The organism is Thiomonas sp., from assembly GCF_054608695.1.
Genome location: NZ_JBTRXV010000008.1, coordinates 69,986 through 93,024 on the forward strand (window position 1 = coordinate 69,986; position 23,039 = coordinate 93,024).

21 protein-coding genes are annotated in these 23,039 nt (G+C 67.6%); 11 read left to right on the forward strand and 10 right to left on the reverse strand.

The window, feature by feature from the left end; translation table 11 throughout:
- Positions 1-23 precede the first annotated feature (23 nt).
- Entirely contained in the window at positions 24-743 is a 720-nt protein-coding gene (locus ACYCUK_RS05760; protein WP_461593869.1) for a DsbC family protein, read from the reverse strand.
- A 144-nt stretch (positions 744-887) separates the two neighbouring features.
- Complete coding sequence (locus tag ACYCUK_RS05765) at positions 888-2,084, reverse strand: FAD-dependent monooxygenase (protein WP_461593870.1); 1,197 nt, start codon at positions 2,082-2,084, stop codon at positions 888-890.
- A 106-nt stretch (positions 2,085-2,190) separates the two neighbouring features.
- Between ACYCUK_RS05765 and ACYCUK_RS05770 the strand changes: the two genes are divergently transcribed.
- Positions 2,191-4,674 (forward strand): AsmA family protein, encoded by a 2,484-nt coding sequence (locus ACYCUK_RS05770; RefSeq protein ID WP_461593871.1) that lies wholly within the window; start codon positions 2,191-2,193, stop codon positions 4,672-4,674.
- A 77-nt stretch (positions 4,675-4,751) separates the two neighbouring features.
- Here ACYCUK_RS05770 and ACYCUK_RS05775 read toward each other — a convergent pair whose 3' ends face one another.
- The 5 genes from ACYCUK_RS05775 to ACYCUK_RS05795 all read right to left on the reverse strand — a co-directional run bounded on the left by ACYCUK_RS05775 (position 4,752) and on the right by ACYCUK_RS05795 (position 9,617).
- On the reverse strand, positions 4,752-5,654 hold the full coding sequence (locus tag ACYCUK_RS05775; protein WP_461593872.1) for an ABC transporter ATP-binding protein: 903 nt from the start codon (positions 5,652-5,654) through the stop codon (positions 4,752-4,754).
- The gene (locus ACYCUK_RS05780) at positions 5,651-6,397 is read right to left on the reverse strand and encodes an ABC transporter ATP-binding protein (protein WP_461593873.1); all 747 of its coding nucleotides are present in this window, start codon (positions 6,395-6,397) and stop codon (positions 5,651-5,653) included. The genes ACYCUK_RS05775 and ACYCUK_RS05780 overlap by 4 nt, the downstream gene beginning before the upstream one ends.
- Positions 6,387-7,364 (reverse strand): branched-chain amino acid ABC transporter permease, encoded by a 978-nt coding sequence (locus ACYCUK_RS05785; RefSeq protein ID WP_461593874.1) that lies wholly within the window; start codon positions 7,362-7,364, stop codon positions 6,387-6,389. Before ACYCUK_RS05785 ends, ACYCUK_RS05780 begins: the two co-directional genes overlap by 11 nt.
- Positions 7,357-8,238 carry a branched-chain amino acid ABC transporter permease gene (locus ACYCUK_RS05790; protein ID WP_461593875.1) on the reverse strand — a complete coding sequence of 294 codons (882 nt, stop codon included), beginning with the start codon at positions 8,236-8,238 and terminating at the stop codon, positions 7,357-7,359. The genes ACYCUK_RS05785 and ACYCUK_RS05790 overlap by 8 nt, the downstream gene beginning before the upstream one ends.
- A 137-nt stretch (positions 8,239-8,375) precedes the next feature.
- On the reverse strand, positions 8,376-9,617 hold the full coding sequence (locus tag ACYCUK_RS05795; RefSeq protein ID WP_461593876.1) for an amino acid ABC transporter substrate-binding protein: 1,242 nt from the start codon (positions 9,615-9,617) through the stop codon (positions 8,376-8,378).
- 520 nt (positions 9,618-10,137) lie between these two features.
- Here ACYCUK_RS05795 and ACYCUK_RS05800 point away from each other — a divergent pair.
- From ACYCUK_RS05800 to ACYCUK_RS05830, 7 genes are all read left to right on the forward strand, one after another.
- Positions 10,138-11,379 carry a GTP cyclohydrolase II gene (locus tag ACYCUK_RS05800; RefSeq protein ID WP_461593877.1) on the forward strand — a complete coding sequence of 414 codons (1,242 nt, stop codon included), beginning with the start codon at positions 10,138-10,140 and terminating at the stop codon, positions 11,377-11,379.
- Complete coding sequence (locus tag ACYCUK_RS05805) at positions 11,376-12,836, forward strand: DUF1688 family protein (RefSeq protein ID WP_461593878.1); 1,461 nt, start codon at positions 11,376-11,378, stop codon at positions 12,834-12,836. Before ACYCUK_RS05800 ends, ACYCUK_RS05805 begins: the two co-directional genes overlap by 4 nt.
- Positions 12,837-12,895: 59 nt before the next feature.
- Positions 12,896-13,531: a uracil phosphoribosyltransferase gene (gene upp / locus ACYCUK_RS05810; protein WP_461593879.1), complete on the forward strand. Its 636-nt coding sequence runs from the start codon at positions 12,896-12,898 to the stop codon at positions 13,529-13,531.
- Positions 13,531-14,322, forward strand: a complete 792-nt coding sequence (locus ACYCUK_RS05815) for a TetR family transcriptional regulator C-terminal domain-containing protein (RefSeq protein ID WP_461593880.1) — start codon at positions 13,531-13,533, stop codon at positions 14,320-14,322. Before upp ends, ACYCUK_RS05815 begins: the two co-directional genes overlap by 1 nt.
- Positions 14,323-14,379: 57 nt before the next feature.
- A complete protein-coding gene (locus tag ACYCUK_RS05820; RefSeq protein WP_461593881.1) occupies positions 14,380-15,654 on the forward strand; it encodes an amidohydrolase family protein in 1,275 nt (424 codons plus the stop codon).
- A gap of 206 nt (positions 15,655-15,860) precedes the next feature.
- The gene (locus ACYCUK_RS05825; protein WP_461593882.1) at positions 15,861-17,270 is read left to right on the forward strand and encodes a purine-cytosine permease family protein; all 1,410 of its coding nucleotides are present in this window, start codon (positions 15,861-15,863) and stop codon (positions 17,268-17,270) included.
- Between the two features lie 132 nt (positions 17,271-17,402).
- Entirely contained in the window at positions 17,403-18,725 is a 1,323-nt protein-coding gene (locus tag ACYCUK_RS05830) for a solute carrier family 23 protein (RefSeq protein WP_461593883.1), read from the forward strand.
- 1 nt (position 18,726) lies between these two features.
- Here the strand turns inward: ACYCUK_RS05830 and ACYCUK_RS05835 are convergent, their stop codons facing one another.
- The gene (locus ACYCUK_RS05835) at positions 18,727-19,059 is read right to left on the reverse strand and encodes a hypothetical protein (protein ID WP_461593884.1); all 333 of its coding nucleotides are present in this window, start codon (positions 19,057-19,059) and stop codon (positions 18,727-18,729) included.
- A 137-nt stretch (positions 19,060-19,196) separates the two neighbouring features.
- On the opposite strand from ACYCUK_RS05835, the gene ychF reads away from it, so the two are divergent.
- Together ychF and ACYCUK_RS05845 are read left to right on the forward strand one after the other, a co-directional pair.
- Complete coding sequence (ychF, locus tag ACYCUK_RS05840; protein ID WP_461593885.1) at positions 19,197-20,288, forward strand: redox-regulated ATPase YchF; 1,092 nt, start codon at positions 19,197-19,199, stop codon at positions 20,286-20,288.
- A 348-nt stretch (positions 20,289-20,636) separates the two neighbouring features.
- Positions 20,637-20,846: a cold-shock protein gene (locus ACYCUK_RS05845; RefSeq protein WP_112488140.1), complete on the forward strand. Its 210-nt coding sequence runs from the start codon at positions 20,637-20,639 to the stop codon at positions 20,844-20,846.
- Positions 20,847-20,968: 122 nt separating this feature from the next.
- On the opposite strand, the gene ACYCUK_RS05850 is transcribed toward ACYCUK_RS05845, so the two are convergent.
- Entirely contained in the window at positions 20,969-21,673 is a 705-nt protein-coding gene (locus tag ACYCUK_RS05850; protein WP_461593886.1) for a fumarylacetoacetate hydrolase family protein, read from the reverse strand.
- 259 nt (positions 21,674-21,932) lie between these two features.
- Between ACYCUK_RS05850 and rarD the strand changes: the two genes are divergently transcribed.
- A complete protein-coding gene (rarD, locus tag ACYCUK_RS05855) occupies positions 21,933-22,814 on the forward strand; it encodes an EamA family transporter RarD (protein WP_112485068.1) in 882 nt (293 codons plus the stop codon).
- Positions 22,815-22,831: 17 nt separating this feature from the next.
- Here the strand turns inward: rarD and ACYCUK_RS05860 are convergent.
- A partial coding sequence (locus ACYCUK_RS05860) for a hypothetical protein (RefSeq protein WP_461593887.1) occupies positions 22,832-23,039 on the reverse strand: 208 nt, incomplete at its 5' end.

Sequence of the window (23,039 nt, forward strand, 5' to 3'; positions counted from 1 at the left end):
TGGATGGGCCTCGACCCACGACCTCACTTCATCGCCAGGCGCTTGTCGATCTCGGCAGCGTCCACCGCGCCGGTGATGCGCTGGCCGTTTTCCAGGAACATGGTGGGGGTGCTTTCGACACCCAGCTTCTGGCCCAGGGCAAGGTTGGCTTGCAGGGGCGTGGCACAGCTTGCGGGGGCTTTCGGCGGCTCCTTCTGGTCGTTCATCCAGGCTTCCCAGGTTTTGCCTTTGTCGGCGGCGCACCAGATGTCGCGCGCCTTGGCGGGCGACTCGGGGCGAATGACGGGGAACAGGAACACATGCACCGTCATATTGCTCATTTTTTCCAGCGTCTTGTTGAGCTGGTGGCAGTAGGGGCAGTAAGGGTCTTCGAACACGGCGAGCTGACGCTTGCCGTTGCCGTAGACCACCTTGAACGCGTCTTTCAGCGGCAACTCGCTCCACTTGATTTTCCGCAGATCCTCGACGCGCGTCTTGGTGATGTTGATGCCGTTCTTGGTGTCGAGAATTTCACCGGCGAAGAGGAAGGTGCCGGTGGAATCGGTGTAGAACACGCGGTCGCCGAGGTCCACTTCGTACAGGCCGGCGTAGGGCGTCTTGATGATCTGCGCCGAGGCGGGGAAGTTGGGCAGCACCTTGGACAGCGCCTTGCGCACATCCGCCGTGCTCTGCGCCTGGCTGGCGCTGGCGAACACGGTGCTGGCGGCGAGCAACAGGGTGGCGGCGATACAGCGAAATTTCATGGGAGTTCCTGAACATGGATGCGGCTGGAGCAAGCGGCCGCGCGTTGCATCGAGGACCGTGGGCGCAGGAGTCGATGGGGATCGTCGCAAGGCTCGCTTGCCGCCGCGGGGGGGCGGACCAGGCTTGCGTTGCCTTGGGGGCACTCAGGCCATCACGGACAAACCCGAAGCATAGCCCGCCAACAAACGCTTCAAGGGTGTCAGGTGATTGGTGCCGGCCAGCCCGAGGGCACGCAGCGGCGCGAGCCAGGCCATGCCGGGGGCGTAGAGCCGGTGCAGGCCGTCGGTCGCCAGTTCCAGCGCCAGCACCTGCTCGGCGCGGGCGCGGGCATAACGCCGCAACACCCGCGCATCGCCGACTGCTTGCGCGTCGCCACGCCCAGTCAACACCGCAACCAGCGCCTGCACGTCCTGCAAGCCGAGGTTGAGGCCATGCCCGGCCAGGGGATGGATGACATGGCCGGCGTCGCCAAGCAGCGCCGTGCCGGGCGCCACCAGACTGCGGGCGCGCTGCAGCACCAGGGGCCAGGCGCCAATCTCTCCGGCCGCAGCGAAAGGCGCAAGGCGGGCTGCGCCCAGGGCTTCGAGGTGGGACTGCAAGCTGGGCACCAGACCTTCGGCGCCGGCTGCGCGCAAGGTCGTGGCCAGGGCGTCGGGGGCGGACCACACCAGGGAAACCTGATGCTCGCCGCCCTGATCGACCAGGGGCAGCAAGGCGATGACGCCGGCCTCGGTGAACGCCTGGTAGGCGGTGCCGCCATGCGGCAGGGCGCAGCGCAAATTGCACACCAGTCCGGTCTGGCCATAAGGTTTGCGGCGCAGGCCGATGCCGGCCCAGTCGCGCACGCGGCTGTGGCGCCCGTCGGCACCCAGCAGCAGGCCGGTGCGCGCCACGCTGCCATCCGCCAGGGTGAGCGCCCATTGCGCGCCGTCGAACTGCGCCTGCTCGACGCCGCCGGGCACGAGCGTGGCGCCGCGCTCGAACTGCAGCGCGAGGTCGAGCGCGCGCTCCACCGCGTCGGACTCGGCGATCCACGCCAGCGCCTCGACGCTTTGCGCATAGGCGTCGAACTGCAGCGCCGCGCCATCGGCCGCAATGCGCATGCGGGCCACCGGCTGCACCCGCGCCTGCGGCAATTGCGACCAGACGCGCAGGCCATCGAGAAAGCGGCGCGACGCGGCGTTGAAGGCGTAAACGCGCTGGCCGTAGCCTTGCGCTGGGGCGGCCGCCGCAGGCCGGGCGCCGCACAGCAGCACGCGCAGGCCGGCCTGCGCCAGCGCCAGGGCGGCGGCCTTGCCGACCAGTCCACCGCCGGCGATGACGACATCTTCGCCAGGCAACGAAGGGCCGCTCCCGGGTTTGTTTGGCCCCCGCGGAGGGAGTCCGCTGGCGGGCTTGCTGGGGCGTAGCGTGCGCATCGTCATGCCGTCGATACCTGTGCCTAGAATGAACGTCCCTTCATTTTGCGCCCGCCCCGGCGCGGCAGTGCACTGCCGCGCCGAACACACCTCCGATGCAAGGACACTTGAACACACCGTGCTGCGGCAGGCTGCCACCATGGGCAACAAGCTGATCAAGAGCGCCGTCGCGGCGCTGATTGCCATCGGCATCCTGGTGGTTGGCGGGGTGGGACTGGTGCTGCTGGCGTTCGACCCGAACCAGTACAAGGCGGCTCTCATCAGCGCGGTGCAGCAACGCTATCACCGCACGCTGCAATTGCCCGGCACCATCGAGCTGCGGCTGTTTCCGCCCTTCACCCTGAACACCGGGCCCATGCGCCTGAGCGAGCCCGGCAGCAATGCGCTGTTCGCCCAGGCCAGCGATATGCGCCTGCATCTGAACCTGCTGGCGCTGCTGCAGCGGCAGATCGTGGTCGACCGCATCGTGCTCGATGCGCCACACATCGTCGTGCAGCGCAACACGCAGGGGCAATTCAATTTCGACGACCTGCTGCCCAAGGCCGATACCGCGCCTTCTTCTGCCGCATCCCCGCCTGCCAAGCCGACCGCGCCGGTGGGCATGCTGGTGCGCAAGCTCAGCATCAACGGCGGCGACATCGCCTTGAGCGATGCCAGGACCGGCGTCAGCGGCCGCTTCAGCGGCTTGAGCCTGGAACTCTCCGGACTGGGCGAACCCGCCTTGAGCCCGATGAGCTTGAGTGCGCGCGCCACGTTCACCAAACCCCTGCTGGACGCGAACTTCAGCCTGAAAGGCCAGTTGCAAGCCGCGCCGCACAACCCGCTGCTGCTGCAAGACTTCATGCTGCGCAGCGACGGCAACATCCTGGGCATCAAGAAACTGTTGGGCAATGTGTCGGGCAGCCTGAGCTATACGCCAGCACCGGCCGCAAGCCCGCTTGCGGCGGCGGCCGGCGAACCCGAGCCCAAGCCACAGCCGGGCAGGGATGGCGGCTTGCAGCTGCAGAACGTGCAGATCAAGGCCCAGGGCCAGAATGCGAAGGGCGAACCGCTGCAATTCGATGCAAGCCTGCCGCTGTTCGACTGGAGCGGCAACAGCATTCAGTTGGGAGCTTTGCAGGCGCGGGCGCTGCTGGGCGCGGCACCGCGCACCCTGCACCTCGAACTCGAAGCCCCGGCCTGTTCAGGACCGGCGGCCAAGCTTGCCATCCCCGGCTTGCGCTTCGATCTGCAGCAAGGCCAGGGGCCGCAAGCGCCGGGCCTGCACGCCAGCTTGCAGGGCGCGCTGAATCTGGATCTGCCCGGACTGCAAGCCAGCTTCGACGCCGCCCGGCTGCAAGGCAGCTGGCGGGCGGACAGTCCGCAGGCGCAAGCGCTCGCCTTCGACCTGCAAGGCCGTCTGAGTTACGCACAGGCAGGCGCCGAAGCCAGCTTTGCCCTGGCCGGACAGGCCGGGCCGGCCAAGGTGCAGCTCACCGGCGCCAGCAAGCAAGGCGCCATCACGCTGCAGGCCGACGCCGACCGGCTCGATCTCGACGCTTTGCTCGGCACCCACGCCACCGTCGCTTCGGCGCAGCCAAGTACTGCCAAGCCAGTACCCAAGGCCGGGACGCCCGCGGCAGCACCCATCGACCTGACTCCCCTCAAGGATCTGCAACTCGATGCCCGCCTGCAACTGGGAAGCCTGCGCTTCAAGGGCATGCAATGGAACGCTTTGACGGCGCATGTGCGCGACGACGGCAACACCCTCAGCGTCGATCCGTTTGCGATGCAGGGCTATGGCGGCACGCTGGGCGGCACGCTGCAGGTGGACCTGAACCATGCCGGCTACGCCCTGATGCAGACCGCCCAGCACCTGCAAATCCAGCCCATCATCCAGGCCTTGAGCGGGTATGACCTGCTGCTCGGCACGGCCGACGCCCAGCTCGCGCTGACGACGCGCGGTGCGAGCACCACCGCCCTGCTCGGCGCGCTCGACGGCACGGCGCAATTCGAGGTGCGCAACGGCGCCATCAAGGGCTTCAATCTGGCGCAAAGCCTGCGGCAGGCCGGCAACCTGCTGCGCCTGCGGCAAGACAGCCTGGGCAGCACCAGCGGCCAGGAGCGGACCGATTTCTCATCGCTCTCGGTGAGCTTCCAGCTCGCTCAGGGCGTGGCCTCCAGCCGTGACCTCAACGTGCAAAGCCCGCTGCTGCGGGTGGGTGGCGAGGGCCGTGTCGACCTGCCCGCCCGCACGCTCGACTATGTCTTGCGTCCCACGCTCGTCGGCACCCCCGCCGGGCAGGGCGGCCCACAAGCGGCCGCCCTCAAGGGCCTGACCGTCCCGGTGCGCATCAGCGGCGCCTTCTCCCGGCCGCAGTACGCGGTGCTCTGGTCGCAGGCCGCGGGCGGCGCCATCGAGAGCGCGCTGAAAAACCGCGCCGAGCAGGAACTGCAAAAACGCCTCGGCGTGAAAGACCGGCAGCAACTGCGCGAGCAGCTGCAAAACCGGCTCAAGGGTTCGTTGCGCTGAGGTCCGTGGCGCGCATTACAAGGGAACGCGGGGCCGCTCCCAAGTTCCCTTAACACCCGGGCCGACCCTGGGGGCGCTCACAAGCCGAAATAGGTCTCGCGCACGGCGTCGCTCGCCTCCAGCTCGGCGCGGGTGCCCGAGAGTTTGACCCTGCCGTGGTCGATGAGGTAGCCGCAATCGGCCAGTTCGAGGAAGGCGACGTTCTGTTCGGCAATCAGCAGCGAGGTGCCGTGGCCGATGCTGGTCTTGAGCACCTGGATCACCTGCTTGACGAACACCGGCGCCAGCCCCGACGAAGGCTCGTCCATCAGCAACAGCTTGGGCTCGGCCACCAGCACCTTGGCGATGCCCAGCATCTTGCGCTGCCCGCCCGACAGGGTGCCGGCGGCGTCACGGTGCTTGGCGGCGAGATCGGGGAACAGCTGGAACAGGCGCTCCTTGCGCTGGCGCACCTTGGCGTCGGGCAGGAAGTAGCCACCGAGAGCGATGTTCTCGTCAATGGACAAGGAGGGGAACACGCCGAGCTCGGACATGAAGGCGATGCCACGGCGAATGCGCTGGTCGGGAGCCCATGCATCGATGCGTTCGCCCTCGAAGCTGATGCTGCCGCGCCAGCAGGGCAGCAGGCCGATGAGGGTGCGCAGCAGGGTGGACTTGCCGGCGCTGTTGGCGCCGAGCAGCAGCACGGTTTCGCCGGCAGCGACGTCGAGATCGACACCCCACAGCACCTGCATCGCGCCGTAGCCGGATTGCACGTCGCGCACGGCGAGCAAGCTGTTGGAGGTCTGTTGGGGTTCACCCGCCTTGGGGCGGCCCTGCGGCGTGCTCATGGACTCCCCTCGCGCTTCGCGCGTCCCCTCCGGGAGGGGTTCGCCCGCCTTGGGACGGCCCTGCGGCGTGCTCATGGACTCCCCTCGCGCTTCGCGCGTCCCCTCCGGGAGGGGTTCACCCGCCTTGGGGCGGCCCTGCGGCGTGCTCATACCTCGCCTCCGAAAAATGCGGCGACCACTTCCGGATCGCGCGAGGCGGCGTCGAGCGAGCCTTCGAACAACATGCGGCCGGCGCCGAGGACGATGACTCGCGCGGTGATGTTGTTGAGGAACGCCATCAGATGTTCGACCACGATCAGGCTGATGCCGCGCTGGGCGAGTTTGAGCAGCAGCTCGGCGATGCCGCCGAGTTCGGCAGGGTTGAGCCCGGCGCCGATTTCATCCACCAGCAGCAGCTTCGGCCCGGTGGCCAGGGCGCGGCCGAGGTCGAGCAGCTTTTGCTGGTTGACGGTGAGCGAACCCGCCAGCTTGTCGGCCTGGGCGAGCAGGTTGATGTCGCGCAGGACGGCTTCGACGTCGACCTGCTGCTGCGCATGGCCGAAGTGGGCGGCGACTTCGATGTTTTCACGCGCGGTCATGTCGCGGAAGTTCTTGGGCACCTGGAAGGTGCGGTTGATGCCCAGCCGCGCCAGCTTGTGCATGGGTACTTGGTGCACGGGCTGGCCCGCGTAGGTGATGCTGCCGGCGTCGGCCCGGTACAGGCCGGAGATGACGTTGATGGTGGTGGTCTTGCCCGAGCCGTTGGGGCCGACCAGACCGACGATTTCCCCCGGGGCGAGACTGAAGCTCACGTCGTTCAACACCACGTGGCCGCCGAAGCGCTTGCTCACGCCCGCGAGTTGCAAAATGGGCTCGGCGCCGCCCGCGGCGCTTGCGGGGGTTTCAGAAAACACGCACACCCCTCCGCGTGAACAGCGACAGAATGCCGCCGGGCAGGAACAGCACCAGCAGCACGATGAGCAGGCCGTAGATGAGCTGGAAATACTGCGGCGTGGAAATGCCGATGGCCGCGTACAGCGTGTACAGCACGGCCGCGCCGATGATGGGGCCGATGACCGTGCCGACACCGCCGAATAGCGCGAAGACGATGGCGAACACCGAGATCTGCAAGGTGAACACCGCCTCGGGGTAGAACACCGAGAGGTTCCATGCATAAGCCCCGCCGGCCAGACCGGCGACGCTGGCCGAGATCAGCCAGGTGAGCAGGCGTGCGCGCACCACGTCGATGCCGGCCATGCTCGCGCTCACCGGGTCCTGCCGCATCGCCCGCAGCCCCATGCCGAAGCGCGAACTGCGGAACCACGCCGCCAGGCCCGTGGCCAGCAGCAGCACGGCCAGCATGGTGTTGTAGCTGGCGCCGGGCGCATACACCTGCTCGATTTTCAGGCCGTAAGGTCCGCCGGTGATGTCCGCGAGATTGGTGTTGGAGACAACGAAATACAGGATTTGCGACGCCGCCAGACTGGCGATGGAAAAGTACGCCCCCGACAGGCGCAGCAGCGGGCCGAGGACGAGCGCCATCAACGTTGACGCCACGCCGCCGCCCAGCACGCAGAGCAGCACCGGCAAGCCGCTGTGCAGCACCAGCAGCGACGTGGCATAGGCCCCGCAACCGAAAAACCCGACATAGCCGAAGGGCAGGTAGCCGGTGAAGCCGTACAGCAGGTTCAAGCCCTGCGCCAGAACGATGAACGTCATCAGGGTGAACAGCAGCGTCTCGTTGCCGTACACATGCGGCAGCAGCAGAAACACGACGGCCAACAACAGCAGCACGATCAGCCCGGGCCGCAGGCGCCGCAGCCGGGAAGGCTCGGGCATGGAGATGGCGATAGGTTCGGCCATGGGGGTCGGTTCAGGCATTGCGCACCGCCTTGCCCAGCAGGCCGGTGGGACGGATGAGCACGATGATCAACAACAGCACGTAAGGCACGAGGTTGGACCAGGAGGAGTAGTAGGTTTGCATCAGCATCGTGCCCAGGCCGAACACCAGGCCGCCGATGACCGTGCCCAGCGGGTTGCCCAGCGAGCCGATGATGACGATGGCGAACGAGGTGGTGGTGAGTTCGTTGCCCAGGTCCGGCGAGACCGAGCCGAGCAGATACGGCAGGAACACCCCGGCCGTGCCGGCCAGCGCCAGGCCGGCGACGAAGGCGATGACCGAGACGCGGTTGACGCTGATGCCAGTGGCCAGCGCCTCGTCGCGGTTGGCCATGATGGCGCGCGTGGCGTAACCCAGCTTGGTGTGCGCGAAGTACAGATACAGCCCGACGATGGCGGCCAGGCTGAACGCCGCGGCCACCCACCAGCTGTCGGGAAATTGCTGGCCGAGCAGGCCGATGTTGCCGGAACCCAGCGCCTCGCTCGGCAGCGAGCGCTGATCGGCGCCGAAGGCCAACCCTGTGAGCGCTTCGAGCATCTGGCCGATGCCGAAGAACAGGATGAAGGACAGCATCTCCGGGTCACCGCTGCGCTGCAGGCGCGGCACCACGGCGTAATACAGCGGATAGCCGATGACGACGGCACAGGCGATGGACAGCGGCACGCCCCACAGCGGGTTAAAACCGAAGTGCCGCGAGACGATCCAGGCGGCATAGCCACCGAGCACGATGAACTGCCCGTGCGCCAGGTTGATGATGCGCATGACGCCAAAAATCAGATTCAGCCCGATGCCGATCAGGCTGAAAAAAATGCCGTACAGAATGCCACCAATGATGGCGTATGCGAGCAGTTCCAAACGCTCTCCCTGATCGATGCTTCAAGCAAACGTCTGCAACGCTTCCCAGCCGGCCGGCACCTGGGTGCGGGCGGCTTGTTCACCGCCCCGGGGGAGGGGCGGCCACAAGGGAAGCGTCGGGCCGCGCGGCCCGTGACTTACGGCTTGGGCGCCGGATACACGGCTTTGCCAGTCGCCTTGTCCTGCGGGTAGACCACGACCACCTTCATGCTGTCGGCCTCGGGCACCAGCTGCGCCACCGGGAAGGGCTGGCCGAGCTGGGCGCCGTTGGCGTTGATCTTGAACTCGCCGAGCAGGGTGGTGGTCTTGCCCGACATGTCCATCAACGCCTGATGGAAGTCAAGCTGGGTGAACTTGGGCGCCATGTCCAGCATGTGCTGGATGATGAGGCCGGTGTTGTAGCCCGCCGCGTCCAGGAAATTGGGCGCCTTCTTCTTGGCGGCCGTGAAGGCGTCGACGAACTGCAACGTGTTCTGCCCGTAGCTCACCTTGTCGTACTTCACCAGCGGCGGCGTCGGATAGGTGTAGGTGTAGGCCAGCCCCTTGGCCCCAACGTTCTTGGTCAGCAGACTGAGCAACTGCCCCGGGAAGATGGTGAAGGTCATGGGGAAGTGCAGCCCGCTTTGCGACAGCGCCTTGAGGAAGGCAATGTCATTGGGCGGATAGCCGAACTCCAGCACCGCGTCGGGGTTGCTCGCGGCGATGGTGTGCAGCAGCACGGTGTAGTTGGACTCGCTGGTGGACACGCCGTGGTAGTACACCGGGGTGACGCCGCCCTTGGCCAGCACGTCCTTCATCGTGGTGGCCTGCGAGGCGTCGAAGTCATTGGCGTCGTAGACGATGGCGATGCGCTTGATCTTTTGCTGCAACAGGTATTTGGCCAGAGGAACCGGCCAGACCTGCGACGACGGAATGCTCACATCGGCCAGGTAGTTGGTCGGCTTGGTGAAGAAATTGGCGCCCGAGCCGGTGGGGTCGATCAGCAGCATGTGGTGCTCGGCCGCCAGCGGCACGGCCACCGAGGTGAGCACCGAGCCGAAGTCGGCCACCAGCACGTCCACCTTGTCCTGGGTGATGAGCTGGTTGTAGAGCGTGGTGGCGGTGGAGGTGGAGCTTTGATCGTCGTAGGCGATGATCTTCACGGGGATCTTTTTGTCGTAGGCCTTGACGAACAGGCCGCCGTCCTTGTTGACGGCGTCGACCCAGTATTGCAGACCCTCGTACTGGCCTTGGGACGCCACGGCGAAGGCGCCGCTGCTGGCATACAGGGTGCCGATCTTGATCACCGAGGGCGCGGCTGCAGCGTGCGCGGCAACTGCCGCCACGCTCATTGCCATGCCTGCGGCGGCACGTTTCCATGCATTGGGCATGCTGGTCATGATGTGAGTCTCCGGAGTATCCCGCCCGAGCTTCAAAGCCCTTGTGCAACCCCGAAGTCAGGGCCGGGTCGTGGTTGAAATGTCGTGATTCATTCTCGGTTTCGACGCATTGGGAGTCAATGCGTCGGCGCACGCAAGTGCAACAGCATGCTTCAACGGCTTGGCTTGCAGACGCGCGCCAGCACTCGAATTGGCGCCGCCGTGACAATTTGTTTTGTGCGCGGCGTGTCTCCGGCAAGGCGCGGGCGCGCAAGAAGCAGCGCAGATGGCCGGCGAGGGCGTTAGCCGCGTCGCCCGCGATGTCGAACCCATCGTTGGCCGTGCCATGCACCAAACAGGCGCAACGGTGCACCACGAGCGGTTTGAACGCCGCTGCGCACAGCAGCCTTCAGGTCTGCGCTCCCAGGCAAGCGGCTTCAAGCGCACCGTGAAACGCACGCGGCCAGCGGGAAAACCCGGCACGATGCTTGCATCCATCGCCGTATATTCTGACCAATCGGTCAAGTTTTTGGAGCCCTTCATGTCCAGTCACGTCGTGCTCTCATCGCATCCCGGCCAGGGCAGCATGGTGCAGCCGCCTGAAATCCATTGGGGCGCCGCCACGGCCGCTGCGCGCGGTCCGGTGGTGGCCACGCTGACCGATCCGCGCCGGCGCAACGCCATCGGCACGCATGCGGGGGCCTATGCGCTGTACCGCGCGCTGGCGGTGGCCTCGGGCGCGCTCGACCGCGACCACCGGCCCGACTTCACCGACACCGCGCCGGCCGCCGCCATCGGCCCGCATCCGCAGTGGGCCGAGCCCGGCAAGATCGTTTCGCTCGACCCCTGGGGCCATCTGGTGCCCGAGGTGTTCGCCGCGCAGATCGCTGCCGGGCTGGACCTGCGCCCGACCATCGCCGTCACCCGCGCGCACATCAATATGCCGGAGCTGAAAGACGCCATCGCCAAGGGCCGGCTCACACCCGACGGCGCGATCCTGCATGCCAACGGCGACGTGCGCGTGACCAAGGCCGCGGTCGATCCGGTGTGGTGGCTGCCGGGCATTGCCGCGCGCTTCGGCGTGCGCGAACCGGCGCTGCGCCGCACCCTGTTCGAGCAGACCGGCGGCATGTTCCCGGAACTGGTGACGCGGCCCGACCTGAAGGTGTTCCTGCCGCCCATCGGCGGCATGACGCTGTACTTCTTCGGCGACGTCGCCCAGCTCGGCAAGCCCGAGACCCGCGTGGCCTGCCGCGTGCACGACGAGTGCAACGGCTCGGACGTGTTCGGCTCCGACATCTGCACCTGCCGGCCCTATCTGGCGCATGGCATCGAGGTCTGCATCGAGATGGCGCAGCAGGGCGGCGTCGGCCTCGTCGTGTACAACCGCAAGGAGGGCCGCGCCCTGGGCGAGGTGACCAAGTTCCTGGTCTACAACGCGCGCAAGCGCCAGCTCGGCGGCGACCGCGCCGAGACCTATTTCGAGCGCACCGAATGCGTGGCCGGGGTGCAGGACATGCGCTTCCAGGAGCTCATGCCCGACGTGTTCCACTGGCTGGGCATCACCCGCATCGACCGCTGGGCGTCGATGAGCAATATGAAGCTCGACGCGCTGACCCAGGCCGGCATCGAGGTCGTCGAGCAGGTGGCCATTCCCGAGGACCTGATTCCGCCCGATGCGCGCGTGGAAATGGACGCGAAAAAAGCCGCCGGCTACTTCACGCACTACACGCCGAGCGAAGAAGAACTGGCGCTGCCGAAGGGTCGGGGGCTGGAGGAATGAGTCATCGCAAGCTGCCCCTGGGCGACGCCCAAGCTCCCCTCCCAAGCCTTCCCCAACCATGGGGAGGGAGTGAATTCACGTCTCCTGCGCGAGGCGAAGGCGCCGCTTTCTCCTCCCCCGAGCACGCGGAAGATCGCGCCTTCTCCTCCCCCACCGGTGGGGGAGGCCGGGAGGGGGAAGCGCGGCAGATGGAGCACTCCCGGAACGCCGCCCCGGCGCTGGCGCAAAGCCTGCTGAGCGCTGCCGCCGTGCGCAGCCATGCGGCGCAAATCATGGCGCATGCGCGGCGCGGCGAGCTGGCGCATTTCACCTGGCATCCCGAGCGCATGGACGCCACGGCCGACTATGTGGTCGACACCATCCGCAGCCGCCACCCCGATTTGCGCGTGCCCATGCACAGCCGCTGGCGCCACTTCGAGACCGGCGGCGTCGACCGCTTCGCAAGCCTGCTCGACCCACTGCACACCACGCCGCAGGAGCGTGCGCGCATCGCCATCGACCTCGTGGTCCCCAGCGTGCTGCTCGACGCCGGTGCCGGCCCGCAGTGGCGCTATGCCGACGCCGGCAGCGGCCAGACCCTGGCGCGCTCCGAAGGGCTGGGCGTGGCCAGCCTGGCGCTGTTCGCCAGTGGCCGGCTGTCGGACGACCCGGCCCAGCCCTTGCGCTGCGACGCCGCCGCGCTGCGCCGCTGCGACGCCGCCGTGCTGGCGCAGGCCTTCCAGGTTGGCCCCGACAACCTGCTGGTGGGGCTGGAAGGTCGCGCCCGGCTGCTGCGCAGTCTGGGCGAAGCCATGCGCGCCGCGCCCGCCGTGTTCGCCGACCCCGAACGCCCCGGCAGCCTGCGCCTGGGACGCTTGTTCGACCATTGGCTGGCCCAAGCCGCGGCGCAGGGCGAAGTTGGGGGCGAAGTTGGAAGCATCAGCGTGCGCGCCGACACCATTCTGTCCACCCTGCTGCGCCTGCTCGGCCCGGTGTGGCCGGGCCGGTTGACGCTGGCCGGCGTGAACCTGGGCGACTGCTGGCATCACCCCGCCACGAGCGACGGCTATATGCCCTTCCACAAACTGACGCAGTGGATGAGCTATTCGCTGATCGAGCCGCTGCAATGGGGCGCCCTGCAGGTGCGCGAACTCGACGCCCTCACCGGCCTGCCCGAATACCGCAACGGCGGCCTGCTGCTCGACCTCGGCCTGCTGCAGCCGCGCGACGCGGCGCTGGCGAGCAAGCCGCTCACCGTGGACAGCGAGCCGGTGGTGGAGTGGCGCGCCCTCACGGTGGCGCTGCTCGACGACCTCGCCGACGCCGTGCGCGCGCGCCTTGGCGTGAGCGCGGCGCAATTTCCACTGACGCAGGTGATCGAAGGCGGCGCCTGGTTCGCCGGCCGCCGCATCGCCGCCGAGCGCCGCGCCGGTGGTGGGCCGCCGCTGCACATCGTCAGCGACGGCACGGTGTTTTGACGCCTCCCAGGCCGCGCCCCGCTCACCCCATGACAACACAGCATGAACGGAGAACCCACATGAACGATCCCATGGTCCATGTCGTCAACCACCCGCTGGTGCAGCACAAGCTGACGCTGGCGCGCAGCAAGGACACCACCACCGACAACTTCCGCCGTCTGGTGCGCGAGATCGCCGCGATGCTGGCGTTCGAAGCCACGCGCGACCTGCCCACCGAGGAGGTGGACGTGGTCACCCCGGTGGCCGCCTGCCGCATGCCGCTGCTCAGCGGCAAGAAGCTCTGCCTCGTGTCCATCCTGCGCGCCGGCAACGGCATGCTCGACGGCATGATCGACCTGCTGCCCAACGCCCGCGTCGGCCACATCGGCCTGTACCGCGACCCGGACACCCTGGAGCCGGTGGAGTACTACTTCAAGGTGCCCGACGACATGGCCGAGCGCCTGGTCATCGTCGTCGACCCCATGCTCGCCACCGGCAACTCCGCCGCTGCAGCGCTGTCGCGGCTGAAGGAAGCCGGTGCCACCACGCTCAAGCTCGTCAACCTGCTGGCCGCGCCCGAAGGCGTGCGCACCGTGCGCGCCGCCCATTCCGACGTGCCCATCACGCTGGCCGCCATCGACGAGCGGCTCAACGACCATGGCTACATCGTCCCCGGCCTGGGCGACGCCGGCGACCGGATTTTCGGGACCAAGTGATGGCGGCCGAGCCGGCGCAGATCGCTGGGGCAGCGCCCCGGCGGAGCGCTGCGGCGCTGGCCGTGCCGCCCGCGGGCCGCATCCGCCAGGCGAACGAAGCCGGCATCGTGCGCGCGGCCGAGGCCGTGTTCGCGCGCGATGGTTTTCGCGGAGCCAGCATGGCCGAGATTGCCGCGCAGGCCGGGGTGGCCAAGGCGAATATCCACTACTACTTCCGCACCAAGCAGCAGCTCTACCGCGCGGTGCTGGAGGGCATGCTGCACGACTGGCTGGCGGAGACCGACAGCATTCGCGCCGATGCCGACCCGGCGCAGGCGCTGGACGCTTATGTGCGCGCCAAGATGGCGCTGGCGCAAACGCGGCCCGAGGCCTCGCGCGTGTTCGCCGGCGAGATGCTGCGCGGCGCCCCCGAGATGCAGGACATTCTGCGCGGCGAACTGCGCGAGCTGGTGGCGCGCAAGTCGGCCGTGATCGAGGGCTGGATCGCGCAGGGGCGCATGGCCCCGGTCGATCCGCCGCATCTGTTTTTCACCATCTGGGCTGCGACCCAGACCTATGCCGACTTCGCCCCCCAGGTACGTGCCGTGCTGGGCGCGCGCAGCCTGCGCGGCGCCCCCTGGCAACGCGCCACCGAGCATGTGGTCAGCCTGGTGCTGCGCGGCTGCGGGCTGGGCGCGCTTGCAGCGGGCACGGCGCCGAGCCGTGCGGCTGGCGGCTTGCGCACGCCAGCCGCTCCCCACCCCAGCCCTCCCCGCAAGCGGGGAGGGAGCAAAACCTCCAGGCGGGTCTGAGGACACGTCTGGGCAAGCCGCGACCAAGCGACTGAAGCAACCCGGAAGGAACGCACGATGCTGGACCTCATTCTTCGCGACGCCACCCTGCCCGACGGCCGAGTCGGGATCGACATCGGCGTCGAGCATGGCCGCATCGCCGCGCTGCAGCCGCATCTGCCGGCGCAGGCCGGGCGCGAAATCGACTGCGCCGGCCAGCTCGTCACCCCGCCCTTCGTCGATGCCCATTTCCACATGGACTCCACGCTCAGCCACGGCCTGCCGCGCGTGAACCAGAGCGGCACCTTGCTGGAGGGCATCGCGCTGTGGGGCGAACTCAAACCCCTGCTGACGCAGGAGGCGCTGGTCGAGCGCGCGCTGGCCTATTGCGACTGGGCCGTGGCCAAGGGGCTGCTCGCCATCCGCTCGCATGTGGACGTGTGCGACGACCGGCTGCTGGCGGTGGAGGCGCTGCTGCAGGTGCGCGAACGGGTGAAGCCTTATCTCGACCTGCAACTCGTCGCCTTCCCGCAGGACGGCGTGCTGCGCTCGGCCAACGCCCTGGCCAACCTCAAGCGCGCGCTCGACCTGGGCGTGGACGTGGTCGGAGGCATTCCGCACTTCGAGCGCACCATGCAGGATGGCGCCGAGTCGGTGCGCATCCTGTGCGAACTCGCCGCCGAACGCGGGCTGGTGGTGGACATGCATTGCGACGAGTCCGACGACCCGCTGTCCCGCCACATCGAAACCCTGGCCTTCCAGGCCCAGCGCCTCGGGCTGCAAGGGCGCGTCACCGGCTCGCACCTCACCTCCATGCACAGCATGGACAACTATTACGTCAGCAAGCTGCTGCCGTTGATGCGCGAGGCGGGTGTGGCCGCCATCGCCAACCCGCTGATCAACATCACCCTGCAGGGCCGGCACGACAGCTACCCCAAGCGCCGCGGCATGACGCGCGTGCCCGATCTGCTGGCCGCGGGCGTGCCGGTGGCGTTTGGCCAGGACTGCGTGACGGACCCGTGGTACAGCCTGGGCAGCGGCGACATGCTCGAAGTGGCACACATGGGCCTGCATGTGGCCCAGATGACCGGGCAGGAGGCGATGCGCCAATGCTTTGCCGCCGTCACCACCACGCCCGCCGCCATCCTCGGGCTGCAGGGCTACGGCCTGGAGGTGGGCTGCCGCGCCGACCTGGTGCTGCTGCAAGCTGGAGACCCGGTCGAAGCCATCCGCCTGCGTGCCACGCGGCTGGCGGTGATCCGCGGCGGCAAGCTCATCGCCGCCACGCCGCCCGCGACCGCAGCACTGCAGTTGCCAGGGCGGCCTGCCACGGTGGATTGGAGCCGTGGCTGAGGCCGGGCCAGCGTCGCTTGCGCGCGTGTTCGACCTCGGCGGCGGCCTGGGGATGCCCGGCATGGAAAGCCGCGCAAGGTCGGCGTCTTGTCAGGGTCGCCGGGAATGAATTTTGCTTGGTTTTTGTATACGATTTGGCGTCATTCGGAACGCGCCAAACAGACACCCGCACGACACACCCCTGCCCCGCACAACGAGGACTCTCCATGAACAGTTCCATCGCCCCACCCGCTCTGCCCGGCTACGAGCCCGGCATCGAAACCCGCGGCATCGAGCGCGTGCCACCGAATCAGCGCGCGCATGTGCGCATCTTCGACAACTTCACCATGTGGCTGTCGGCCAACCTGGTCATCTCCACCGTGGCGCTCGGCGCGCTCGCCATTCCGGTGTTCGGCCTGGGCTTCTGGGACAGCGTGGCGGTCATCGTCGGCTTCAACATCCTGGGCGTGCTGCCGGTGGCGTTCTTCTCCACGCTGGGCCCCAAGCTCGGCCTGCGCCAGATGACCATCTCGCGCTTCTCCTTTGGCTGGAACGGCGCCAAGGTCATGGCCCTGTTCAACGTCGCGGCTTGCATCGGCTGGTCGGCGGTGAACGTCATCGTCGGCGCGCAGATCGTCACCGCAATCTCCGGCGGCGCCGTGCCCACCTGGGCCGCCATCCTCATCATCGCCGCGCTCACCACCGTGGTCAGCATCTACGGCTACCGCTACGTGCACCGCTACGAGCGCTACGCCTGGATGCCCATGGCCATCATCTTCCTCATCGTGCTGTTCACCGCAGGCGGCCAGATGCAAACCCTGCCCACCCCGGTGTGGACCATGGCGCACGCGGCCTCGCTGGTGTCGTTCGGCGGCGCCATCTTCGGCTTCGCCACCGGCTGGAGCTCCTACGCCGCCGACTACAACGTGAACCAGCCCGAGAACACGCCTCCCCCGCGCGTGTTCTGGCTCACTTTCCTGGGCGTGTTCATTCCCTGCGTGCTGCTGGAAATTTTCGGCATGTCGCTCACCACCGTGGCCGCCTACGGCAAGGCCAGCGCCAATGGCGGCGGCGCCCTGCTCGCCGCGGTGCTGCAGCCGCTGGGCGGCACGGGCAAGCTGCTGCTCCTGCTGCTGGCACTGTCGGTGATCGCCAACAACATTCCCAACGACTACAGCCTGGGCCTGTCGATGCAGGTGCTGGGCAAGGGCTTCCAGAAGATCAACCGCGCGGTGTGGACCCTGATCGGCGCCGTCGTCTACATCGCCATCGCCATTCCGTCGGCCGCGCACTTCAACGCCACGCTGGAGAACTTCCTGCTGCTGGTCGCATACTGGCTGGGGCCCTGGGCCATCATCCTCATCCTGGAGCACGCCGTGTTCCGCCGCGGCCGCTACAACGTGGACGACTGGAACACCCGCAGCAAGCTGCCCGTGGGCTGGGCCGCCGCCATCGCCATGGCCGCCGGCCTGTTCGGCGTCTACCTGGGCGCGGCGCAGACCATGTTCGTCGGCCCCGTCGCCGGCCTGTTCAACCCGCCCTACGGCATGGACATCGGCTTCGAGCTTGGCGTGGTGATTGCCGCCATCGTCTACCTCATCCTGCGTCCGATCGAGCTGCGCGGCAGCGCGCCCTGAGTCTGCCGCACCAACACAAGCGGCAGCCGCAACGCACGGCGGCAGCCGAGCATTCCTGAAAACCCGCACATCACTTACAACGGGGCCGCCTCGCTGACGCAGGCAAGCCCGACAACCCAGGGAGCTGCAACCATGGCCGAGTCCTATTTCCCCCAATGGCGCCTGAAAACCCACGGCGTCATCGCCCCCGACGAGCGCATGCCCGTGCCGCAGACCCTGGCGATGGGCCTGCAGCATGTGGTGGCCATGTTCGGCTCCACGGTGTTCGCGCCGCTGCTCATGGGTTTTTCGCCCAACATCGCCATCCTGATGAGCGGCGTGGGCACGCTGATCTTTTTCCTCGTCGTCGGCGGGCGGGTGCCGAGCTACCTCGGCTCCTCGTTCTCCTTCATCGGCGTGGTCATCGCCGCCAGCGGCTACGCCGGCTCGGGCGCCAACCCCAATATCGCCGTGGCGCTGGGCGGCATCGTGGCTTGTGGCGTGGTGTATGCGGCCATCGGGCTCGTCGTCATGGGCATCGGCACGCGCTGGATCGAGCGCCTGATGCCGCCGGTGGTCACCGGCTCGGTGGTCGCCGTCATCGGCCTGAACCTCGCGCCCATCGCCATCAAAAGCCACGGCGCGAGCAACTTCGACGACTGGATGGCGCTGATCACCTTCGTCAGCATCGGCCTGGTCGCCGTGTACACCCGCGGCATGGTGCAGCGCCTGCTCATCCTGGTGGGGCTGCTGGTCGCCAGCGTGATCTACGCCCTGCTCACCAACGGCCTCGGCCTGGGCGTGCCGATGGACGTCTCCGGCCTCGCCAACGCCGCCTGGTTCGGCATGCCGGCCTTCACCGCGCCGGTGTTCGAACCCAAGGCCATGAGCCTGATCGTGCCGGTGGTCGTGATTCTCGTGGCCGAAAACCTCGGCCACATCAAGGCCGTCACCGCCATGACCGGGCAGAACCTGGACCGCTACATGGGCCGCGCCTTTCTCGGCGACGGCATCGCCACCATCGTCTCGGGCTCGGCCGGCGGCACCGGCGTGACCACCTATGCCGAGAACATCGGCGTCATGGCGGCGACCAAGATCTACTCCACCCTCATCTTCGCCACCGCCGCGGTCATCGCCATCGTGCTCGGCTTCAGCCCCAAGTTCGGCGCGCTCATCCACCTCATCCCCTTCCCGGTGCTGCGCGGCGTGGCCATCGTCATCTTCGGCCTCATCGCCGTGTCCGGCGCGCGCATCTGGGTGGACAACAAGGTGGACTTTTCCGACAGCCGCAACCTCATCATCGTCGCCATCACGCTGATGCTGGGCACCGCCGACTTCACCCTGAAGTTCGGCGGCTTCGCCCTCGGCGGCATCGGCACCGCCACCTTCGGCGCCATCCTGCTCTACGCCCTGCTCGGCCCCAAGGGCGGGCCCGCGACGAAGGTGGACGACAAGGTGCTGGACGCGGTGCAGTGACCTAGCCCAGCATGGCCGCTCCCGCCAAACCCAAAGCCCGCAACCCTGCCGCCAGCCAGGCCCATGACTGCCAGCGCAAGGTTTCGCTGAGATCATCCGGCGGCAGGGTGGGCGGCGGGTCGAGGCTCTGGAACTGGCCGAGGGCGTAGAGGGTTTCGCCCGGCAGGATCAGCTCCTCGGTATGGCGGTGCCCACCGTCGCCGGACCACAGCACCGCGCCCGGAGCCTCGGGCACGAACCGCGGCGTCGCGCCCACCCGCACCCGCTTGTTGCCGGCGCGCACCTCGGCGCCGTCGGGGCCGACCAGCAGGGCGATCAGGACGACGGGGAACATGGCGGGATCCGGCAGGGCGGGCGCGAAAGCGTAGGCGTCACCAACCCCAACAAGCCGCGGTTGCGGCGCCGCGCCACCCGCGCCACCCGCAACGGGCGGCCTCCTACAATGCGCGCTTTGCCCCCACGCCACCTGCCATGAGTCTCAAATGCGGCATCGTCGGCCTGCCCAACGTGGGCAAGTCCACCCTGTTCAACGCGCTGACCCAAAGCGCCATTCCCGCCGAGAACTACCCCTTCTGCACCATCGAGCCCAATGTCGGCGTGGTGGAGGTGCCCGATGCGCGCCTGCAGCAGCTCGCCGCCATCGTCAAGCCGCAGCGCGTGGTGCCGGCGGTGGTGGAGTTCGTCGACATCGCCGGACTGGTGGCGGGCGCCAGCCAGGGCGAAGGCCTGGGCAACCAGTTCCTCGCCCACATCCGCGAAACCGACGCCATCGTCAACGTGGTGCGCTGCTTCGACGACGAGAACGTGATTCATGTGGCTGGCCGCATCGACCCGCTGGCGGACATCGGCGTGATCCAGACCGAGTTGTGCCTGGCCGACCTCGGCACGGTGGAAAAGTCGATTCACCGCATGAACAAGCAGGGCCGCGCCGGCGACAAGGAAGCGCTGAAAACGGCCGAGCTGCTGCAGCGCTGCGAAAAGGCGCTGAACCAGGCGCAGCCCGTGCGCGCCATGGGCCTGTCCGACGACGAGATGGCGCTGATCAAGCCGCTGTGCCTGATCACCGCCAAGCCGGCGATGTTCGTCGGCAACGTGACGGAGGACGGCTTCACCGACAACCCCCACCTCGACCGCCTGCGCGAGTACGCCGCCAAGGAAAACGCGCCGGTGGTGGCGATCTGCGCCAAGCTGGAGAGCGAGCTGGCCGGCATGTCACCCGAGGAAAAGAAAGAATTTCTCGCCGAACTCGGGCAGGACGAGCCGGGCCTGAACCGCCTCATCCGCGCCGGCTACAGCCTGCTGGGCCTGCAGACCTATTTCACCGCGGGCGTGAAGGAAGTGCGCGCCTGGACCATCCCCATTGGCGCCACCGCGCCGCAGGCCGCCGGCGTGATCCACACCGACTTCGAGCGCGGCTTCATCCGCGCCCAGACCATCGCCTTCGACGACTTCATCAAGTACAGCGGCGAGCAAGGCGCCAAGGACGCCGGCAAGATGCGCGCCGAAGGCAAGGACTACGTGGTGAAAGACGGTGACGTGCTGAACTTCCTGTTCAACGTCTGAGCACCCTCGGGCCGCGCTTCGGCGCTGTCACCACAGATGCCACGTGGCTTTCACCGCGCCATGCCCTCTCAAGAAAACGCAGGGCCCCCCCGAGTTTTCTTGCCCCCCTCGGGGGGCCTGACGCGAAGCGGCAGGTTTGGTGGCCCTCTGCAAGGCACCCAACGCGATTCGCCCGCATCCGGTATACTTCGACTCGTAGGTATGCACAAGGTTGTCGTTTTGCAGGTTTTTGCTGTTTACTGCCGCTCCCCGCGGCAAGCCCGGTTGAATTCCCCAAGTGATGTTCTTGCGTGTCTCTGCACTGCGGCGGCATGTGCTGCGCAGCATTTGAAAAAGTAAGGAATGATCATGGCGACCCAAACGGGCATTGTGAAATGGTTCAACGAAGGCAAGGGCTTCGGCTTTATTGCCCAGGATGGCGGCGACGCTGACCTGTTCGTCCATTTCAGCGAAATTCAAGGCAGCGGCTTCAAGACCCTGACCGAAAACCAACGCGTCGAATTCGAAGTCAAGCAGGGCCAGAAAGGCCTGCAGGCTTCCAACGTGCGTCCGGTCTGATTCTCGACCCAGCCGTTGGCTGAAAAACCGCGACTTCGGTCGCGGTTTTTTTTCGTCCGGGTTGTGCATCGGCACCGCTGCAAGCGCAGTGCTGCAGACCCACGATCCAACCCGAGGACGCCTCAGGCCCCGACGCTGATGTCCAGCGCACCCACGCCATCCACGCCGCCGCGCAGGCGGTCGCCGCGCTGCACCGGCCCGACGCCGGCGGGCGTGCCGCTGAAAATCAGGTCGCCAGGCTCCAGCCGGAACAGGCGCGAGAGATGGGCGATGATTTCGGGCACGCTCCAGATCATGTCGCCCAGCTTGCCACGCTGGCGCGATGCGCCGTTCACCTCCAGCCAGATCGCCGCGCTGGGTGCAAGCGCGGTGCCCTGAGCCGGCAACAGCGCCGAGCAGGGCGCCGCCGCATCGAAAGCCTTGCCCACCTCCCACGGACGGCCGAGCTTCTTCGCCTGCCCCTGCAAGTCGCGGCGCGTCATGTCGAGCCCCACGGCATAGCCCCAGACATGGCCGAGCGCCGCGTCCACCGCGATGTCGCTGCCGCCTTGGCCGATGGCCACCACCAGTTCAATCTCGTGGTGCACGTCACTGCTGGCCGGCGGATAGGGAAACACGCCGCCGCTGCCCAGCAGCGCGTCGGGCGTTTTCATGAAAAAGAACGGTGGTTCGCGTTCGGGGTCGTGGCCCATTTCGCGCGCATGTTCGGCGTAGTTGCGCCCCACGCAATAGACCCGGCGCACCGGGAAGCGCTGGGCGCTGCCCGCCACGGGCAGGCTGGGCACCACGGGTACAAAGACATAGCTGGGTTCGGCTTGCAGCGACATGGCTGATGGCTCCGTGTTGATGGGGTCGTGACGCATCTGCCCCGGCTTGCCGACCGGCACGCGGCCAGCTGGTGCGTCCACCCGAAAGCTTAGGGCAACACCCGCCATCCATGCCTGACACCAGCGCGTTCGCCGCATCTCCCGCCATGGGCCTTCACCGCGATTCCGAGACCAGGACGCTTGCCTCGGCGCTGGCGTCGGCAAAAGACTGGCGGCCCACGTACGATGGCGAGTTCCCGTTCACACACTCCCAACAAACATGAATCCCGGCGTGGCTTACGCCCTGGGCGCCTACACCCTGTGGGGCCTGTTTCCGCTGTATTTCAAGCTGCTGCACCAGGTGCCGGCCCTGCAAATTCTGGCTCACCGCATGGTGTGGTCCTTGCTGCTGGTGTTTCTCATCCTGCTGGTGCTCAAGCGCTGGGCCTGGATGCGCCTGCTGCGCGAGCAGCCCGCGGTGCTGGCCCGCTTTGCCGGCAGCGCCTTGCTGCTGGCCTGCAACTGGGGCACGTACATCTGGGCCGTGAACCACGACCATGTGGTCGAGGCCAGCCTGGGCTACTACATCAACCCGCTGTTGAACGTGGCGCTGGGCACCTTCATCCTGCACGAGCGCCTGCGGCTCGTGCAATGGCTTGCGGTCGGCATCGCGGCGCTGGGGGTGGGCTGGATGACGACCGAAGTGGGCCATGTGCCGTGGATCGCCCTGACCCTGGCCTTCAGCTTTGCCGGTTACAGCCTGCTGCGCAAGACGGCGCCGCTGGGCTCGCTCGAAGGCCTGGCCGTGGAAACCGCGGTGCTGTTTCCGCTGGCGCTGGCCTATCTGGCCTGGGAAAGCGCGCAGGGTGCGAATGTGTTCGCCAGCAGCGACTGGAGCCTGCGCTGGCTGCTCGTCGCCGCCGGGCCGGTGACCACCATTCCGCTGCTGCTGTTCGCTGCCGGGGCGCGGCGCATTCCGTTCTCGCTGCTCGGCATCCTGCAATACCTCACGCCCACCATCCTGCTGGGGCTGGGCGTTTGGCTCTACCACGAGCCTTTCGGCACGAACAAGGCCATCGGCTTCGGCCTGGTGTGGGCCGGCATTGCCGTGTATGTGGTGGAAGGCTTGCTGGCCTTACGGGCAAGGCGCTACGCCGCCTGAACTTGAATCGGCCCGCCTCAGCGTCGGGTGCGCCGGCAAGCCAGCACGCTGGCGGCGACGGCAGCGGCCAGCACGCTGGCGTAGTCGAGCACGGCACCATCACGCAGCAAGCCGCTGCCGACCAGGACGAGATGCGTCACGAGTGCGGCCAGCGCCGCCCAGAACACCTGTCGGCCCAGCCTCGAAGCGCAGGGCCGTAGCACCCTCGGGCTGACCGCGCCGATG